Origin of the sequence: Variovorax sp. CCNWLW235 (genome assembly GCF_037204085.1) — a bacterium.
Lineage (GTDB): Bacteria > Pseudomonadota > Gammaproteobacteria > Burkholderiales > Burkholderiaceae_C > Variovorax.
This window is the reverse complement of record NZ_JBBCBW010000009.1, coordinates 1-15,386: the sequence shown is the minus strand read 5'-3', so window position 1 is coordinate 15,386 and position 15,386 is coordinate 1. Positions and strand designations below refer to the sequence as shown.

The following is a 15,386-nucleotide window of genomic DNA, read 5'->3' as shown; positions in this document are numbered from 1 at the left end:
GAGACCCATTCCCATGACCATCGACCTGCAGGCGCTCGTGCAGCCTGACCGCGTGCACAAGCGCGTGTACACGGACCCGGCCATCTTCGAGCTCGAGATGGACCGCGTCTTCGGCCAGGCCTGGCTCTACGTCGGCCACGAGAGCCAGGTGCCGAACATCGGCGACTACTTCACCACGCGGCTCGGCCGTGAACCCGTGGTGATGGTGCGCCACACCGACGGTGCGGTGAACGTGCTCTACAACCGCTGCCCGCACAAGGGCGCCAAGATCGTGCCCGACGGGAGCGGCAGCGCCGGCAAGTTCTTGCGCTGCCTCTATCACGGCTGGACCTTCAAGTGCGACGGCAGCCTGCTCTCTGTGCCGCTGCGCAGCGGCTATGAAGACACCGCGCTCGATCTGAAGGCGCAGCAGCATTCGGTGCGCAAGGTGGCGCGCGTGGCCAGTCACCGCGGCTTCGTGTTCGCGAGCCTGGCTGAGGAAGGCCCTGAGCTTGTCGAGTTTCTGGGCGGCGTGGCCATTTCGCTCGACAACTTCTGCGACCGCGCGCCGGAAGGAGAAGTGGAAGTGGCCGGAGGCGTGCAGCGCGTGATCCAGCGCAACAACTGGAAGATCTTCTTCGAGAACCTGCACGACACCATTCATGCGGTGGCCACGCATGAATCGTCCTGGCGCGCGGCCAAGGAAGAATTCGAATCGATGCCGGCCGGCACGCCCAAGCCCTTCGAGGTGGTGATCGTCGACGGCAACGGAGAGCCGCTGGAGTTCTGGGAGAAACTCGAACTCAAGGGCTACGACCATGGCCACGGCTTCATGGAAGGCATCTTCGTGCCGCCCACCGATCCCGTGAGCCTGGCCTATGTGGCGGCGCTTCAGGCAAAGCAGGGCGAGGCGCGTGCCGACCAGATCCTGCGCGTGAACCGGCACAACACCATCGTGTACCCAAGTTGTTCGCCGCACACCTCGTTCCAGCAGATCCGGGTGATACGGCCGCTCTCGGTGGACCGCACGCTGGTGGAAATTTTCAGCTTCCGACTGAAGGGCGCGCCGGAGGCCACATTCCAGCGCACGCTCAAGTACACCAACATCGTCAATTCGCCCTCGTCGAACGTGATGCCCGACGACCTTGAAGCCTACAACCGCGTGCAGGAAGGCCTGGCTTCCGACGGCGGCGACTGGGTCAGCATGCACCGCGGAATGGGGCGCGACCAGCCATTGCCGGGCGGCCGGTCTTCCAACGGCAACAGCGAAATGCCGGCGCGCAACATGTTCGGCGCTTGGGCCTCGTACATGGGCGTGCGGACCGGAGGCGCCGAATGAACTTCAATGACTGGCAAGAGCAGCAGGACATCACGCAGTTTTTGTTCCATGAGGCACGCCTGCTCGACGAGCACCGGTGGGACGAATGGCTGCGGTTGTTCACGCCCGATGGCCTGTACTGGGTGCCGCTGGTCCACGGCCAGACCGATCACCTCAATCACGCCTCGCTGTTCTGCGAAGACGCCCTGCTGCGCTCGATGCGTGCGCGGCGGCTCGAGCAGGCCCGCGCCTATTCGCAGCAGCCGCCCACCCGCACCGTTCACGTGCTGGGCAACATCTCGCTCGAGTCGCGCACTGAAGCCGGCTGCGTGGTGCGTTCGACTTTTCACCTGCTCGAATGGCGCAAGACCGAACAGCGGGCGTTCGGCGGCAGCGTGCTGCATACCCTGCGCCGCGAAGGCGACGAGTGGCGCATCGAAATGAAACGCGTAGAGCTCGTCAATTGCGACGCGCCGCACGAAGCCTTGCAGGTGTTCATATGACCAAGGCCGCGCTGCTCGCAATGCACTACCAGAACGACGTGCTCCACGCGGACGGCAAGGTGCGGGTGGGCGTGGCTGCCGACGACCCCGCGCGGCCCCGCCTGATCGCGTCCGCCGCGCGGCTGATTGCCGGCGCACGTGCGAGCGGCGTGCCGGTCATCTTTGTGCGCATCGCGTTCGCGCCCGGGTATGCAGACTGCCTTCGCAACAGCATGCTGTTCCGCCGGGTCGCCGAAACCGGCGCCGTGCTCGACGGGCAGTGGGGCGCGGAGTTCTACGCCGAACTGGCGCCGCTGCCCGGCGAGGCGGTCATCACCCACAAGCGCAACAATCCGTTCTGGGCCAGCGGGCTCGAAGAGGCGGTGCGCCGCACCGGTGCCGCGCGGCTGTACATGGCCGGCATCGCGACGAACCACGTGGTCGAGCACGGTGCGCGCCACGCCAGCGACCTGGGTTATGAGGTGGCAGTGGTGGCCGACGCGTGCAGCACCGCGCAGCCGCACCTGCATGCGGCCAGCCTGGAAACCCTGGCCATGCTTGCGGATGTGATGCTGGTCGATGAAGCGATTGCACGCATGAAGAACAATGCAGGGCCATAGAACATGAAAGAACCGAAAGGCACGCCATGAACCTGCAAGGCAAGGTTGCCATCGTCACCGGCGCGGCTGCCATGCTCGGCAGTGCCATCGTTCGTACCTTCGTGCAGGCCGGCGCGCAGGTGCTGGCTGTAGACGTCGATGCCGAGCGCGGCCAGGCACTGCAGGCTGAACTGGGTAGCGGCTGCCGCTTCGTGGCTTGCGACATCGCATCCGATGCGGCGCTCGACGCGCTTTTGGCCGATGTGCTCGCCACCGAAGGCCGCATCGACTTTCTCATCAACAACGCAGTGGTCTATGGCGACAACGGCATGGCGGCCACCCGCGGCGAGTGGCTGCGCGCTTTAGACGTCAACCTGGTGTCCGGCGCGGTGCTGGTGCAAAGGGCCGCGGATGCGCTGGCCGCGCAGCGCGGTGCCATTGTCAACATGGGCAGCGTGGGCGGCAAGTTCGGCACGGCAAACCGTGCGCTTTATCCCGCGGCCAAGGCCGCCATCCTGCAGCTCACGCGCAACCAGGCCGCCACGCTGGCGCCGCGCGGCGTGCGCGTGAACTCGGTGTCGCCCGGGTGGACCTGGTCTGACGCGCTGAGCCGCATGGCGGGCGGCGACCGTGCGCATGCCGACCGCATGGCAGCGCCGCTGCATCCGCTGGGCCGGGCGGGAGACCCGGACGACGTCGCGCAAGTGGTGCTGTTTCTGTGCTCGGACGCCGCGCGCTTTGTGACCGGTGCCGACATTCCCGTCGATGGTGGCTTCTCGATGCTCGGGCCCGACCAGGGCAGGTCGGCCCGCGACTGGTTCGGCGCCTGAGTTTTCGCAAGCGAAAAAAATCTTGCCGATTGAGCGGAGCCCTGTAACCCGGGCTTCCGAAGTGGCGAACTAGAAAATAACCGCGCATTCCGGCGCGGTTGCAAATGTTCAACCATCTTCGGAGCTCATCCATGATCAACCGTCCCCTCGCCATTACCGCCCTTGCACTGGGCGCCCTTGCCGCCGGTTCCGCCATTGCGCAGGACAAACCCATGGCCGACAAAATGGCCGCGATGGAGAAGTGCTACGGCGTTTCGATGGCAGGCAAGAACGACTGCGCCGCCGGCCCCGGCACCACCTGCGCGGGAACCTCCAAGGTCGACTACCAGGGCAACGCCTGGAAGAACGTGCCCGCCGGCACCTGCGCCACGATCAAGACCCCCAAGGGCATGGGTTCGCTGGCTCCCATCAAGTCCTGACCAGGCCCTTTCGCCGCCATGCCAGATTTCCTCACGGCCGGCGTCGGCCTGAAACCGGAGCACTACGAGCCCGCACTCGGCGCGCGCGTCGAGGGCCTGTGGTTCGAAGTGCATCCCGAAAACTACATGGTGGCGGGCGGCCCGCGGCTCGGGTGGCTGGAAGCGATTCGCTCCCGCCATCCGGTGTCGCTGCATGGCGTCTCGCTTTCACTTGCGGGTGACGCAGAGCCGGACGCCGCGCATCTTCAACGGCTGGCAGCGCTGGCGCGGCGCATCCAGCCGGCGCTGGTGTCCGAGCACCTGGCATGGTCCACATGGAACGGCCAGTACTTTCCGGATCTGTTGCCGTTTCCGCGCAGCACCGCCGCGCTGCACCGCATCGCGGCCAACATCGCGCGCACCCAGGACGCGCTGGGCACCGCCATCGCCATCGAGAACCCGTCCCACTACCTGCGCATCGACGGGCATGAGTGGGACGAGATCGACTTTCTTCGCGAGCTGACGCAGCGCACCGGCTGCAAGCTGCTGCTCGACATCAACAACGTGTACGTGTCGGCCCGAAACCTGGGTTTTTCAGCCAATGACTGGATCGACCGCTTTCCGCATGCGCTGGTCAGCGAAGTTCATCTTGCAGGCCATGCCGCCGATCCGAACCTGGGCGACACGCTGCTGATCGATTCGCACGACGCGCCCATTGCGGCGGAAGTCTGGCAGCTGTATCGGCGCTTTATCGAACGCGCCGGTGCCCGCCCCACGATGATTGAACGCGACGGCAATGTGCCGGGCTTCGAAGAGCTGATGGCCGAGCGCGAGCAGGCCGCCGCCGAACTCGAGCACGCGACGGTGCAGGAGGCCACCGCATGACCACGCCGCACAGCCGGTTCCAGCAGGCGTTTGCAAAAGCGCTGTTCTCGCCCACCGAAGGGCTGGACCCCGCGATGCGGGAGCTTGCAGCGCAACCCGCTTTCGCCGTGTATCGCAACACGGTGATGAAGGCCTGCATCGATGCACTCGAGGCCAACTTTCCGACCGTGGCGCGGCTGGTGGGCAGCGAGTGGTTTCGTGCCGCCGCCGCGCTCTACGTGAATGCCGAAGCGCCGCAAGATGGACGCCTTCTGCACTATGGCAGCGGCTTTGCCGGTTTTCTGCGCGGCTTCGAGCCTGCCGCTGAACTGGTCTACCTGCCAGGGGTGGCGCAACTCGACACGCTCTGGCGCGAGGCTCATGTCGCAGAGGACGCGCCCGCCGCCGATGCTGCATGGGTGGCCCGCCAATCGCCGGAGCAGATGGCAGCCTTGTCGCTCAGGCCTCATCCCGCGGCACGCTGGGCGTGGTTCGACGACCAGCCGGTGTTCAGCATCTGGGAGCGCAACCGCGCTCAGGGCGAGGTCACCGATGAACTGGCCTGGAAAGGCGAGGGCGCCTTGCTGACGCGGCCGTACGACGCCGTCGCGTGGCAAGGGCTCACGCAGGCCGGCTGCGTCTTTCTCGATGCCTGCGCAAGCGGAGCAACCCTCCAGCAGGCGGCAGAGCGCGCAATGGCCGCCGATGCCCAAGCAGACCTTGCCGCCATCTTTGCTGGCCTGCTGAGCGCCGGCGCATTCACCGCCCCATCTTCATCGCCCGCATCCAACGAAAGAACACCATGAGCACGAATCTCCAGGCGTCAGAGCCGATCGCAACCGGCAGCACTCGCGGCCTGCGCGCCCACTGGAACGCCGCGGCCGAAACGCTCACGCGCGTGGTGACGCACGACGTGCTGGCGCTGGCCACGCGCGTGTCTGTTGCAGCCATCTTCTTCTACTCGGGCCGCACCAAGGTCGAAGGTTTTCTTACGCTGACCGACAGTGCCTACGAACTGTTCCGCACCGAATACAAGCTGCCGCTTGTTCCGCCCGAGCTCGCGGCGCACCTTGCGGCCTATTCGGAGCACCTGTTCCCCTTGCTGCTGGTGCTGGGCCTTTTCACACGCTTCTCGGCGCTTGCGTTGCTGGGCATGACGCTGGTGATCCAGATCTTTGTCTACCCCGACGCATGGCCCACGCATCTCTCATGGGCGGCGCTCATGCTGTATCTGGTGGGCCGCGGCGGCGGTCGTCTTTCGCTGGACCACGCGCTGGGCATTCGCTGAGCGGCCTTGCGCCGGCGGCCCTTGGCCCTTGGCCGCTTTCCAAGCGGCACGGCCTCCTGGCGCATGTCGCCATGCGCCAGGAGGCCGTCGGTTCCGCGGCAAGGCTTGCCGCCGCGCCTGCTTATTCCTTGATGAAGTTCAGCAGGTCGTTGTTGAGGCGGTCCTTGTGCGTGTCGGCAAGGCCGTGCGGTGCGCCTGCGTAGACGATCAGCTTCGCGTTCTTGATCAGCTTGGCGGAAGCGCGGCCCGACGCATCGATCGGCACGATCTGGTCGTCGTCGCCGTGCACCACCAAGGTGGGCACGTCGAAGCGCTTCAGATCCTCGGTGAAGTCCGTGGCCGAGAAGGCGGCGATCGAGTCATAGGTGTTCTTGTGGCCGGCTTGCATGCCCTGTGCCCAGAACGACTGGATGGAGCCCTGCGACACCTTCGCACCCGGCCGGTTGAAGCCGAAGAACGGACCCGAGGCAATGTCGAGATACAGCTGCGAGCGGTTCTCCAGCTCGCCTTTGCGAATGCCGTCGAACACCTCGATCGGGAGGCCGCCCGGGTTCTTGTCGGTCTTCAGCATGAGTGGGGGAACCGCACTCACCAGCGCCGCCTTCTTGACGCGGCTGGTGCCATGGCGGCCGATGTAGCGCGCCACCTCGCCGCCGCCGGTGGAGAAGCCGACCAGCGTCACGTCCTTCACGCCGAGCGTGTTGATCACGGTGGCCAGGTCGTCGGCATAGTGGTCCATGTCGTTGCCTTCCCAAGGCTGGCTCGAGCGGCCATGGCCGCGGCGGTCGTGCGCAATCACGCGGTAGCCCTTCGAGGCGAGGAAGATCATTTGCGATTCCCAGCTGTCCGAGCTCAGCGGCCAGCCGTGGCTGAAGGTAACGACCGGGCCATTCCGCGGGCCCCAGTCCTTGTAGTAGATCTGCACGCCGTCCTTGGTGGTGATGTAGCTCGCGCTTTTTGCAACCGCGGCGGCCGGCTGGCGAACGGCCGACTTGTCGGCGGCGAACACGGCATTGGCGGCAACAGCGAGGGCAGCCACGGCGAAGATACGGGTAACGGCGTTCATGTTTCTTTCCTTTGATTCGGGTTGAGGTTTCAGGTCGGAATCGACAGAACGAACTTTACGTGCATGGTGAAACGATTGGTGATAAAAAGTCCTGATAACTTGACTTGGAGTATTTCATGCCTGATCGGCTCGAAGCCCTGCTGACGCACTTTTCCGTCAGCGCGCGGGTGTTCCATACCGGGGCGCTGTGCGGAATCAACGACCTGGACGGGGAGGGCGCAACCGGCCAGCTGCACCTGGTGCGCCGCGGGGAGGTGGGCGTCAGCCACGGCGGCGCGGAGGTGCTGCGCATCGAGCGGCCAAGCCTTTTGATGTACCCGCGGCCCATGGCGCACAGGTTCATTACCGACGCCGCGCGCGGCGCGGACTTTGCCTGCGCGCACCTGCAGTTCGAAGGCGGCGCCGCAAACCCGATCCTGGCCGCGTTGCCTGAGTTCGTGTGCCTGCCGCTGGAAGAAATCGACGGCACCGAGGGTGTGCTGGAGCTGCTGTTCGAAGAAGCCTTCGAGCAGCGTTGCGGCAAGCAGGTGCTGCTGAACCGCCTGTTCGACGTGGTGCTCATCCAGGTGCTCAGGCACCTGATGGAAAAAGGCCAAGCCCGCTCCGGCCTGCTCGCGGGGCTGTCGCACCCGCGCCTGCGCAACGCCGTGGTGGCCATGCACGAAAAACCCGCGCTCGAATGGACGCTCGACGCGCTTGCCTCCGAAGCCGGCATGTCGCGCAGCGTGTTTGCCATCCAGTTCCGCGACACCGTCGGGTGCACGCCGGGGGTCTACCTGCAGCGCTGGCGCGTCGGCCTTGCGCAGCAGGCGTTGCGCCAGGGGCGCCCGCTCAAGCTCATTGCGCAAGAGGTCGGCTACGGAAGCGAAGCCGCGTTGTCGCGCGCTTTCAAGGCGCAAAGCGGCTTGTCGCCGCGGGAGTGGAAGCAGGCCGCATGAGGGCTGCCGAGGCCTGCGCACTGGCACCAGCCCGGGTTGCCGCTGGCACGACGGTGCGGTAGCCTCCCGGCTCCAACACTGCCAGGAGTCTCTCGATGCCAAGTCGCTTACTTCTTTCCGCTGGCGCCGCCGTTGCGGCCTCCGCTCTGGTCATCGGTTGCGGTGCCATGGGTCCGTCATCGGGCGGCAAATCCATGAGCTTCTTCATCACCAGCGTCAACCCGGGCAAGGGCGGCGACCTTGGAGGCTTGGCCGGAGCCGATCGCTTCTGCCAGTCGCTGGCCACGAGTGCGGGGGCGGGCAACAAAACGTGGCGCGCTTATCTGAGCACTGCTGCCGCAAACGGGCAGCCGGCTGTCAACGCGCGCGACCGGATCGGCGCTGGCCCCTGGACCAACGCCAAGGGTGTGGTCGTCGCCACCAGCGTGGCCGACCTGCACAGCGCCAACGCCAAGGTCGGCAAGGACACCTCGCTGACCGAGAAGGGCGAGGTTGTCTCCGGCGCCGGCGACCCCGTCAACCGCCACGACATCCTCACCGGCTCGCGCCCTGACGGCACCCTTGCCGTGGCCGATCCGGGCAAGGACACCACATGCGGCAACTGGACCAAAAGCGACGGCGGCTCCGCCATCGTTGGGCACCACGACCGCAAGGGCACCAATCCCGATCCAGTAGCCAATGCCTCGTGGAACTCTTCGCACGGTACGCGCGGCTGCAGCGTCGATCAACTCAAGATGAGCGGCAGCGCCGGGCTGATGTACTGCTTCGCGACGAACTGACTCCGGCAGAGCGAACTCATGTCCCGGTTCGACTCCCGGAGTCAACCCGGTCTTTATCGCGATCTCGTTTGCCCGCGAGAGGCCGTTGCTCGAGATAGCGCTCCCACAGATACAGCACAGGCAAGGCAAGCAAGTGCAGCGCCGCCGTGAGAATGCCAGCGCAAAACAGGGCGATTGCCACCAAAGGGATTGCCGCGACTCCCAGGATCGTTCTGAACATATTGGCTTGGAAAATGAAAAGATCAGCAACTCGCTAGGCGCCTGCGGGCAAAGCTAACCGCACGCGATCGAAAGGTCGTACGGCTGGACTGACGGATTACGTAGGATGCTTGCCAGCCGAGCTTTTCCGACCGACTTGGGAGGGCATACTTCGCCCGGTTTTGCGAAATATCGAGCTTCAAAAGGACAGCACATGACCGCCGGGTTGCAGCATCGCAATAACGTCCATGTGGCCGGCAGTGGCCCCGCCACGCTGTTTTTCGCGCATGGCTTCGGCTGCGACCAGAACATGTGGCGCCTTCTGGAACCCGAGTACCGCAAGAGGTACCGGACAGTGCTTTTCGACCTCGTCGGCAGTGGCGGCTCCGATCTCAAGGCATTCGATCCCGCCAAGTACGCTTCGCTGGACGGCCATGCCGCGGATGTGATCGAGATCGTGAAAGCCTATGGCGAGGGCCCTGCCATCTTCGTGGGGCATTCGGTGAGCGCGATGATCGGCGTGCTGGCTGACCTTGCCAGCCCGGGCCTCATTGCGGCGCACGTGATGGTCGGGCCGTCGCCCTGTTACATCAATGATGGCGACTATGTCGGAGGGTTCGAACGCGCCGACATCGACTCGTTGCTGCACACCCTCGAAAGCAACTATCTCGGATGGTCCAGCACGATGGCGCCGGCCATCATGGGTGCGCCGGAGCAACCCGCGCTTGGTGTCGAGTTGACCAACAGTTTCTGCCGCACCGACCCGGAGATCGCGAAGCATTTCGCGCGCGTCACCTTCCTGTCGGACCACCGAGACGCCATTGCCGAACTGCGAACGCCTTCGCTGATCCTTCAGTGCGACGACGACCTGATCGCCCCCGTGGCTGTCGGCGAATACATGCACAAGGTCATGCCCGAAAGCGTGCTGACGATCATCGAGAACGTCGGACATTGTCCGCACCTGAGCCAGCCGAGCGCCAGCAACGACGCGATCGCATCGTTTCTTTCGCAGCGCGGTTACTAGGCCCGCTCATGACAGCGCTTGGGCCTGCCGATGAGGCGCTGCTTGACGGTGTTCCCTGCGGGCTGGCCGAGACGGATGCGAAGGGCGTCTTCCTGCGCGTCAACAAGCCGTTCTGCGCCTGGCTGGGATATGACAAGGCAGATCTGGTGGGCAAGAAGCGACTGCAGGATCTGTTGACCATGGGCGCCCGTATCTTTCACCAGACCCATTGGGCGCCGTTGCTGGAAATGCAAGGCTCCATCTCGGAGTTGAAGCTCGACATCCGGCACAAGAATGGAAGCACCCTGCCCATGGTTCTCAACGTCGTTCGCCACGGGCACGGGCCGGACCACACCCAGGAAGTGGCGCTGTTCGTGGCACGAGACCGCGACAAGTACGAACAGGAGTTGCTCCTGAACCGAAAAAAGCTCGAGACGCATATTGCGGAGGTGGAGCGCCTTCAGGCCGAAACGAAAGACCGGGCGCTTTTCGCGGAGCAGATGATCGGGATCGTGAGCCACGATCTGCGCAATCCGCTGTCCGCCGTTCACACCGGCATCCAGGTTCTCTTCAAGCATGCACCCACCGACAACCAGGCACGGGTGTTGTCGCGAATGGCTCAGTCGGTAGACCGCGCGAATCGCCTGGTGTCGGACTTGCTGGACTTCACCGTCGCGCGTGTGGGAAAAGGCATTGCGATCAACCCCCAGCCGGTCGACCTTCATGAGGTGGTCGCCCAGAGCGTGGCCGAACTCGCTTTGTCCTTTCCTGATCGGACGTTGCGCCACGAAACCGAAGGCCGAGGGGCGTGCCGTGCCGATCCGGATCGAGTCGCGCAGCTCGTCGGCAATCTGGTGGCAAACGCCGTGGCCTATGGTGACCCGCACAGGGAAGTCACCATCAGAACGTCAGTGAGTCCTGAGCGCGTCGAAGTTTCGGTCCACAACTGGGGCCCTGCCATTCCGAGCGAACTCATTTCGGCCTTGTTCCAACCGATGGTCCGCGGATCGGCTGTCGGCACCGGCAGAAGCGTGGGCCTAGGGCTGTTCATCATCATGGGGATTGCGAAGGCGCATGGCGGTCAGGTGGCGGTGGAGTCGAGCAACGCAGAAGGGACAACCTTCAGCGCTACCTTGCCCGCCTTTGGAAAATCGACGCTCAGCCTCGCTGGCTGAGCAAGCCGATCAGCACGACCACCGCAATGCCCAGCAGCAAGGCCGTGCATTTCCAGAAGATCACCGGGTTCTTTTCGACGAGCGGTGTGCCGCGGCTGTTCAAAAAATCCGGATGGGGCTGCCGCAGGTCTTGCACAAACTCTGAAAGCACTTCGTAGCGCTTGAGCGGGTTGGGGTTGAGTGCCTTTCGCAGCACTTCGTCTACCCAGGCCGGAATGGCCCGCTGCGCGTCCAGCGCGGACCTGTACTGCAGATTTCGCTGGTCGGACCGCGTCCTGATGCGGGCCGCCTCGGCGCCATAGGGCAGCCGTCCGGTCAGCATCTGGTAGACGATGACGGCCAGCGAGAACAGGTCCGATTTTGCCGATCCGCCTTCGCCCAGAAAGTACTCGGGCGCGGTGTACTGCACCGTGCCCAGTATCTGGTCGGGCGCGGCCAGCGTGCTGTCGTCCAGGCCGGCCACCCAGGTGGAGCCGAAGTCGATGATGCGCACCGTGCCCGTGCGGTCGATCATGATGTTCTCGGGCCGCAGGTCCTGGTGCAGCATTTCCAGGCGGTGAAAAGCCTGCAGGCCTTTCGCAAGCTGCTCGACGATGCCGCGCATCGATTCGAGACTCGGCCGCGGGTTGTCGACCATCCACTGCGCCAGCGTCTGCCCCTCGACGAACTCCATCGCAACGTAGAGGTAGTTGCGCTTGCGATGAGTGGCATGCGGCTTGAGCACGTGCGCGCTGTCGATTCGCCGGGCCACCCATTCTTCGAGCAGAAAGCGGTCCAGGTGCGCCTCGTCGTTCTGCAGGTCGACGGAAGGGGTCTTGAGCACCACGCGCTGGCCCGTCTCGTCGTCGGTTGCCAAGTAGATGTGGCTGCGATGGCTGTGGTGCAGGTCGCGCACGATCGTGTAGCCGTCGAAGCGCATGCGCGCCTCCAGCATCGGCGGCAGTTGCAGTGCGGCGCGTTGTGCGTGCAGCTCGTTGATGTCGCCATCGGGCAGCGCGTCGACCCTGGCGATCTGCACCGTCAGGTTGTCCGGGCTGCCTCGGCGGTAGGCTTCCTCGGCGATGCTGCGGGCCGCGGCATCCAGGTCGTTGGGATTCGCATCCAGTGCGGCCTTGATGGCGGCAACGTCGATGTGCTCGTGAACGCCGTCCGAGGTCAGCAGGAACACATCGCCTTGCTCGATTGGAACGGCGCGGTAGTCGATCTCTACATGCGGCCCCACACCCAGCGCGCGGCCAAGGTAGCTTTGCCCGCCGCCCACCGACACGCGGTGGTCTTCGGTCAGTTGCTCGAGCGCCTCTGCATGCCAGCGGTAGACGCGCGTGTCGCCCACATGAAAGATGTGCGCCGTGTTCGACCGGATGACCAGGGCGCTGAAAGTGCAGACGTAGCCGCGGTCCTTGTCGAATCGGCCGCCGCCGTTCTGCGTTTGCGCGTGCAGCCAGGCGTTGGCGGCCGTCAGCACCCGCTGTGCCGAGCGGCTCACGCTCCATGCGTCCGAGGTGCAGTAGTAGTCGGTCAGAAAGCTCCTGACCGCCGACTCGCTGGCCACATGGCTCACGTCGCTGCTGCTGATGCCGTCGGCAATGGCAAGTGCCACGCCCTTGGCACTGCGGACTTGCCCCTCGGGCAGGGCGGCGCCGTGGAAATCCTGGTTGGTTTCCTTGCGCCCCTTGTCGGAGTGCTGGCCGATCGAGACCGCGAGTGCGGAGCGCATCGTCACCGGCGGCGAGCAGTCGGGCCTTGCTTAGCGGACCACGCGCTTGGGGCCCGTTTTCACGTGCGTGGCGTACAGCGTGAGGCCGGTGAACGACAGGCCGCCAATGAGGTTGCCCAGCACGGTAGGAATCTCGTTCCAGATGATGTAGTCCATGATCGAGAAGTTGCCGCCCATGAGCAGTGCCGACGGGAACAGGAACATGTTGACCACCGAGTGCTCGAACACCATGAAGAAGAACACCATGATCGGCATCCACATGGCAAGCACCTTGCCCGTAACCGAGGTCGAGATCATTGCGCCGACCACGCCGGTCGACACCATCCAGTTGCACAGCATGCCGCGCACGAAGAGCGTGAGCATGCCGGCGGCGCCGTGGTCGGAGTAGCCCACCGTGCGCGCCTCGCCGATGGTGGCGATCACCTGGCCGACCTTGTCGGGCGGGCTCGTGAAGCCGAAGGTGAAGACGATGGCCATCAGCACGGCCACGGTGAACGCGCCGAGAAAGTTGCCGACGAACACCAGCCCCCAATTGCGCAGCACACCGCCGATGGTCACGCCGGGGCGCTTGTCGATGAGCGCGAGCGGCGTCAGCACGAACACGCCGGTCAGCAGGTCGAAGCCGAGCAGGTAAAGAATGCAGAAGCCGACCGGAAACAGGATGGCTCCGATGATCGAGTAGCCGGTCTGCACGTTGATGGTGACCGCGAACACAGCCGCCAGCGCCAGGATTGCACCCGCCATGAAAGAGCGGATGAGCGTGTCCCGCGTGGACATGAAGATCTTGGATTCACCGGCGTCCACCATCTTGGTGACGAATTCGGAAGGCTGCAAATAGGCCATGGCGTTGCTTTGGTTTGAAGAGAAAAAAAGCCGAAAGAAAGATGGAAAGGAGAGGCGAGGGGAGGCCGGAGCCTCAGGCCGCCTTCTCCAGCGCAAGATGCGCGGAAGACGCCGCGGCGGCCAGTCCCTGAAGGACATCGCCGACCACGATGATCGAAGGGCTGCACAGGCCGTTGTCGGCAATGGTCTGCTCCAGCGTTGCGAGTGTTCCCACCGCATGCCGCTGGGTCGGCAGGCTGGCGCTCTGGACCACCACGATGGGCGTCGAAGCCGGCAGGCCGCTCAGCAGTTCGTTCTGGATGCGGCCAGCGCCCGACACGCCCATGTAGATCACCAGCGTCAGCCGCGCGGCATGCGCGGTGGCCGCCAGCGCTTGCCAGTCGGTGCCCGGCGAACCGGGCTTTGCATGGCCCGTGACGAAGACGACGCCCTGTGCATGGTCGCGGTGCGTCAGAGGCACGCCGAGCGAGGTCAGTCCGGCCAGCCCGGAGGTGATGCCGTTCACCACCTCGACGTGGATGCCGGCCTGCGCAAGGTGCTCGACCTCTTCGCCGCCACGGCCGAAGATGAAGGGGTCGCCTCCCTTGAGCCGCACCACGTGCTCGCCTTCGCGCACGGCCATGATCATCAGCCGCTCGATGAAGCTCTGCGGCGTGCTCTTGCAGCCGCCGCGCTTGCCGACGTGAATCACGCGTGCGCCGGGTTGCGCCATGGCGACGATCTCGTCGCTCACCAGGTCGTCGACGAGCAGCACGGTGGCCGACTGGATGGCCTTGAGGGCCTTGATCGTGAGCAGTTCGGGGTCGCCCGGACCGGCGCCGACGAGCGTGCAGCGGCCATGCGGGGGCGGCATGCCTGGTTTGCGGTCGTCGCTGCGCGACGAAGACGTGAGAGTGAGGCTCATGATGTTGGTTGTGTCAGGCAGCCGAGTCTTCGGTTTGAAGGCAGGCGCGGTTGGCCGGCCCCGCGACCGGGCGCTCTAGTTCCACCGCATGCGTGGCAAGCTCATTCGAATCCAGGTGCACTACGCCTTCAGCCACCTTCACCGCGAACTTGGGCGTGCATCCTTCATCGGGCGACCTGGCGCAGCCGTCGTCCAGGCCGATGGCCCAGTTGTGCAGAGGGCAGGCCACGCTGGTGCCGAACACGATGCCCTGGGAGAGCGGCCCGCCCTTGTGCGGGCAGCGGTCCAGCAGCGCGAACACCTGGTCCTCGGCATTGCGGAACACCGCCACATCCACCCCCACCGGGCGTGCCACGCGGCGGGCGCCCAGCACCGGGATGTCCTCGACGCGGCAGATCACTTTCCACTCGTTGGTGTTGCTGTTGTTGCTCATGGGTTGTTTCTCCTTCTCGTTCAGGCGGCCTGGGGCGCCTCGTCCACCACCGCCACCGGCGTGAACTGCCGCACATCCACCTGCGCCTGGCTCGACTCGAACCACGGATCGGGCTCCCCGTCCAGCGCGAACTGCAGCCGCTCCCACAGCGCCTTGCGTCCGGCTTCGTCTTCCAGGATCTTCTTCTTCACATAGTCCAGCCCCACCCGCCCGATGTAGTGCACCGTGCGCTCCAGGTACCAGCCTTCCTCGCGGTACAGCTGCAAGAACGCCCCCGAGTACTCCATCACCTCCTCGGCCGTCTTCACCTTCACCAGGAACTGCGCCACTTCGGTCTTGATGCCGCCGTTGCCGCCCACATACAGCTCCCAGCCCGAATCCACCCCGATCACGCCCACGTCCTTGATCCCGGCCTCCGCGCAGTTGCGCGGGCAGCCCGACACCGCCAGCTTGACCTTGTGCGGCGAATACATCGCCCACAGCGCCCGCTCCAGGTCCTTGCCCATCTGGGTCGAATCCTGCGTGCCGAAGCGGCACCACTCGCTGCCCACGCAGGTCTTCACCGTGCGCAG

The 15,386-nt window shown here is 65.0% G+C and carries 17 protein-coding genes and 1 pseudogene; 12 read left to right on the top strand and 6 right to left on the bottom strand.

Going from position 1 to position 15,386, the window contains the following annotated elements:
* Window positions 1-13: 13 nt before the first annotated feature.
* From V9L21_RS12560 to V9L21_RS12525, 8 genes are all read left to right on the top strand, one after another.
* Window positions 14-1,318: an aromatic ring-hydroxylating dioxygenase subunit alpha gene (locus tag V9L21_RS12560; protein WP_337312274.1), complete on the top strand. Its 1,305-nt coding sequence runs from the start codon at window positions 14-16 to the stop codon at window positions 1,316-1,318.
* Window positions 1,315-1,800: an aromatic-ring-hydroxylating dioxygenase subunit beta gene (locus V9L21_RS12555; protein ID WP_337312272.1), complete on the top strand. Its 486-nt coding sequence runs from the start codon at window positions 1,315-1,317 to the stop codon at window positions 1,798-1,800. The genes V9L21_RS12560 and V9L21_RS12555 overlap by 4 nt, the downstream gene beginning before the upstream one ends.
* A complete protein-coding gene (locus V9L21_RS12550) occupies window positions 1,797-2,399 on the top strand; it encodes a cysteine hydrolase family protein (protein WP_337312270.1) in 603 nt (200 codons plus the stop codon). The genes V9L21_RS12555 and V9L21_RS12550 overlap by 4 nt, the downstream gene beginning before the upstream one ends.
* A 26-nt stretch (window positions 2,400-2,425) precedes the next feature.
* Window positions 2,426-3,208, top strand: coding sequence for an SDR family oxidoreductase (locus tag V9L21_RS12545; protein WP_337312268.1), 783 nt, complete (start codon window positions 2,426-2,428; stop codon window positions 3,206-3,208).
* Between the two features lie 131 nt (window positions 3,209-3,339).
* A complete protein-coding gene (locus tag V9L21_RS12540; protein ID WP_258506368.1) occupies window positions 3,340-3,627 on the top strand; it encodes a BufA1 family periplasmic bufferin-type metallophore in 288 nt (95 codons plus the stop codon).
* Between the two features lie 18 nt (window positions 3,628-3,645).
* Entirely contained in the window at window positions 3,646-4,491 is an 846-nt protein-coding gene (gene bufB / locus V9L21_RS12535) for an MNIO family bufferin maturase (RefSeq protein ID WP_337312266.1), read from the top strand.
* On the top strand, window positions 4,488-5,276 hold the full coding sequence (locus tag V9L21_RS12530; RefSeq protein WP_337312264.1) for a DNA-binding domain-containing protein: 789 nt from the start codon (window positions 4,488-4,490) through the stop codon (window positions 5,274-5,276). Before bufB ends, V9L21_RS12530 begins: the two co-directional genes overlap by 4 nt.
* Window positions 5,273-5,758 carry a DoxX family protein gene (locus V9L21_RS12525; protein WP_337312261.1) on the top strand — a complete coding sequence of 162 codons (486 nt, stop codon included), beginning with the start codon at window positions 5,273-5,275 and terminating at the stop codon, window positions 5,756-5,758. Before V9L21_RS12530 ends, V9L21_RS12525 begins: the two co-directional genes overlap by 4 nt.
* 121 nt (window positions 5,759-5,879) lie before the next feature.
* Here the strand turns inward: V9L21_RS12525 and V9L21_RS12520 are convergent, their stop codons facing one another.
* Complete coding sequence (locus V9L21_RS12520; RefSeq protein WP_337312260.1) at window positions 5,880-6,824, bottom strand: alpha/beta fold hydrolase; 945 nt, start codon at window positions 6,822-6,824, stop codon at window positions 5,880-5,882.
* A gap of 116 nt (window positions 6,825-6,940) precedes the next feature.
* Here V9L21_RS12520 and V9L21_RS12515 point away from each other — a divergent pair, with 116 nt between their 5' ends.
* The 4 genes from V9L21_RS12515 to V9L21_RS12500 all read left to right on the top strand — a co-directional run bounded on the left by V9L21_RS12515 (window position 6,941) and on the right by V9L21_RS12500 (window position 10,917).
* A complete protein-coding gene (locus tag V9L21_RS12515; RefSeq protein ID WP_337312258.1) occupies window positions 6,941-7,762 on the top strand; it encodes an AraC family transcriptional regulator in 822 nt (273 codons plus the stop codon).
* Between the two features lie 95 nt (window positions 7,763-7,857).
* Window positions 7,858-8,541, top strand: a complete 684-nt coding sequence (locus tag V9L21_RS12510; protein WP_337312256.1) for a hypothetical protein — start codon at window positions 7,858-7,860, stop codon at window positions 8,539-8,541.
* Between the two features lie 412 nt (window positions 8,542-8,953).
* The gene (locus V9L21_RS12505) at window positions 8,954-9,763 is read left to right on the top strand and encodes an alpha/beta fold hydrolase (protein WP_337312254.1); all 810 of its coding nucleotides are present in this window, start codon (window positions 8,954-8,956) and stop codon (window positions 9,761-9,763) included.
* A gap of 8 nt (window positions 9,764-9,771) precedes the next feature.
* The gene (locus tag V9L21_RS12500) at window positions 9,772-10,917 is read left to right on the top strand and encodes a PAS domain-containing sensor histidine kinase (RefSeq protein WP_337312252.1); all 1,146 of its coding nucleotides are present in this window, start codon (window positions 9,772-9,774) and stop codon (window positions 10,915-10,917) included.
* Here V9L21_RS12500 and V9L21_RS12495 read toward each other — a convergent pair.
* The 5 genes and pseudogenes from V9L21_RS12495 to V9L21_RS12475 form a co-directional block, all read right to left on the bottom strand.
* Window positions 10,901-12,634, bottom strand: a complete 1,734-nt coding sequence (locus V9L21_RS12495; protein ID WP_337312535.1) for a protein kinase domain-containing protein — start codon at window positions 12,632-12,634, stop codon at window positions 10,901-10,903. The two genes, V9L21_RS12500 and V9L21_RS12495, sit on opposite strands and share 17 nt — an antisense overlap.
* A 30-nt stretch (window positions 12,635-12,664) precedes the next feature.
* A complete protein-coding gene (locus tag V9L21_RS12490) occupies window positions 12,665-13,477 on the bottom strand; it encodes a formate/nitrite transporter family protein (RefSeq protein WP_258506356.1) in 813 nt (270 codons plus the stop codon).
* A 73-nt stretch (window positions 13,478-13,550) separates the two neighbouring features.
* Window positions 13,551-14,381, bottom strand: a complete 831-nt coding sequence (gene cobA / locus V9L21_RS12485) for a uroporphyrinogen-III C-methyltransferase (RefSeq protein WP_443304758.1) — start codon at window positions 14,379-14,381, stop codon at window positions 13,551-13,553.
* A 13-nt stretch (window positions 14,382-14,394) separates the two neighbouring features.
* Window positions 14,395-14,814: a nitrite reductase small subunit NirD gene (nirD, locus tag V9L21_RS12480; RefSeq protein ID WP_337312250.1), complete on the bottom strand. Its 420-nt coding sequence runs from the start codon at window positions 14,812-14,814 to the stop codon at window positions 14,395-14,397.
* A 20-nt stretch (window positions 14,815-14,834) separates the two neighbouring features.
* Window positions 14,835-15,386: pseudogene (locus V9L21_RS12475) on the bottom strand (nitrite reductase large subunit); the annotation flags it as partial.

What these genes read in the sequence shown, in the direction of transcription:
- V9L21_RS12545 (WP_337312268.1), top strand. Translation starts at nt 2,426, where the DNA reads ATGAACCTGCAAGGCAAGGTTGCCATCGTCACCGGCGCGGCTGCCATG.
- V9L21_RS12520 (WP_337312260.1), bottom strand. Translation starts at nt 6,824, where the DNA reads ATGAACGCCGTTACCCGTATCTTCGCCGTGGCTGCCCTCGCTGTTGCC.
- V9L21_RS12495 (WP_337312535.1), bottom strand. Translation starts at nt 12,634, where the DNA reads ATGCGCTCCGCACTCGCGGTCTCGATCGGCCAGCACTCCGACAAGGGG.
- V9L21_RS12515 (WP_337312258.1), top strand. Translation starts at nt 6,941, where the DNA reads ATGCCTGATCGGCTCGAAGCCCTGCTGACGCACTTTTCCGTCAGCGCG.
- nirD (WP_337312250.1), bottom strand. Translation starts at nt 14,814, where the DNA reads ATGAGCAACAACAGCAACACCAACGAGTGGAAAGTGATCTGCCGCGTC.
- V9L21_RS12525 (WP_337312261.1), top strand. Translation starts at nt 5,273, where the DNA reads ATGAGCACGAATCTCCAGGCGTCAGAGCCGATCGCAACCGGCAGCACT.
- bufB (WP_337312266.1), top strand. Translation starts at nt 3,646, where the DNA reads ATGCCAGATTTCCTCACGGCCGGCGTCGGCCTGAAACCGGAGCACTAC.
- V9L21_RS12550 (WP_337312270.1), top strand. Translation starts at nt 1,797, where the DNA reads ATGACCAAGGCCGCGCTGCTCGCAATGCACTACCAGAACGACGTGCTC.
- V9L21_RS12500 (WP_337312252.1), top strand. Translation starts at nt 9,772, where the DNA reads ATGACAGCGCTTGGGCCTGCCGATGAGGCGCTGCTTGACGGTGTTCCC.
- V9L21_RS12540 (WP_258506368.1), top strand. Translation starts at nt 3,340, where the DNA reads ATGATCAACCGTCCCCTCGCCATTACCGCCCTTGCACTGGGCGCCCTT.
- V9L21_RS12510 (WP_337312256.1), top strand. Translation starts at nt 7,858, where the DNA reads ATGCCAAGTCGCTTACTTCTTTCCGCTGGCGCCGCCGTTGCGGCCTCC.
- V9L21_RS12555 (WP_337312272.1), top strand. Translation starts at nt 1,315, where the DNA reads ATGAACTTCAATGACTGGCAAGAGCAGCAGGACATCACGCAGTTTTTG.
- cobA (WP_443304758.1), bottom strand. Translation starts at nt 14,381, where the DNA reads ATGAGCCTCACTCTCACGTCTTCGTCGCGCAGCGACGACCGCAAACCA.
- V9L21_RS12505 (WP_337312254.1), top strand. Translation starts at nt 8,954, where the DNA reads ATGACCGCCGGGTTGCAGCATCGCAATAACGTCCATGTGGCCGGCAGT.
- V9L21_RS12560 (WP_337312274.1), top strand. Translation starts at nt 14, where the DNA reads ATGACCATCGACCTGCAGGCGCTCGTGCAGCCTGACCGCGTGCACAAG.
- V9L21_RS12490 (WP_258506356.1), bottom strand. Translation starts at nt 13,477, where the DNA reads ATGGCCTATTTGCAGCCTTCCGAATTCGTCACCAAGATGGTGGACGCC.
- V9L21_RS12530 (WP_337312264.1), top strand. Translation starts at nt 4,488, where the DNA reads ATGACCACGCCGCACAGCCGGTTCCAGCAGGCGTTTGCAAAAGCGCTG.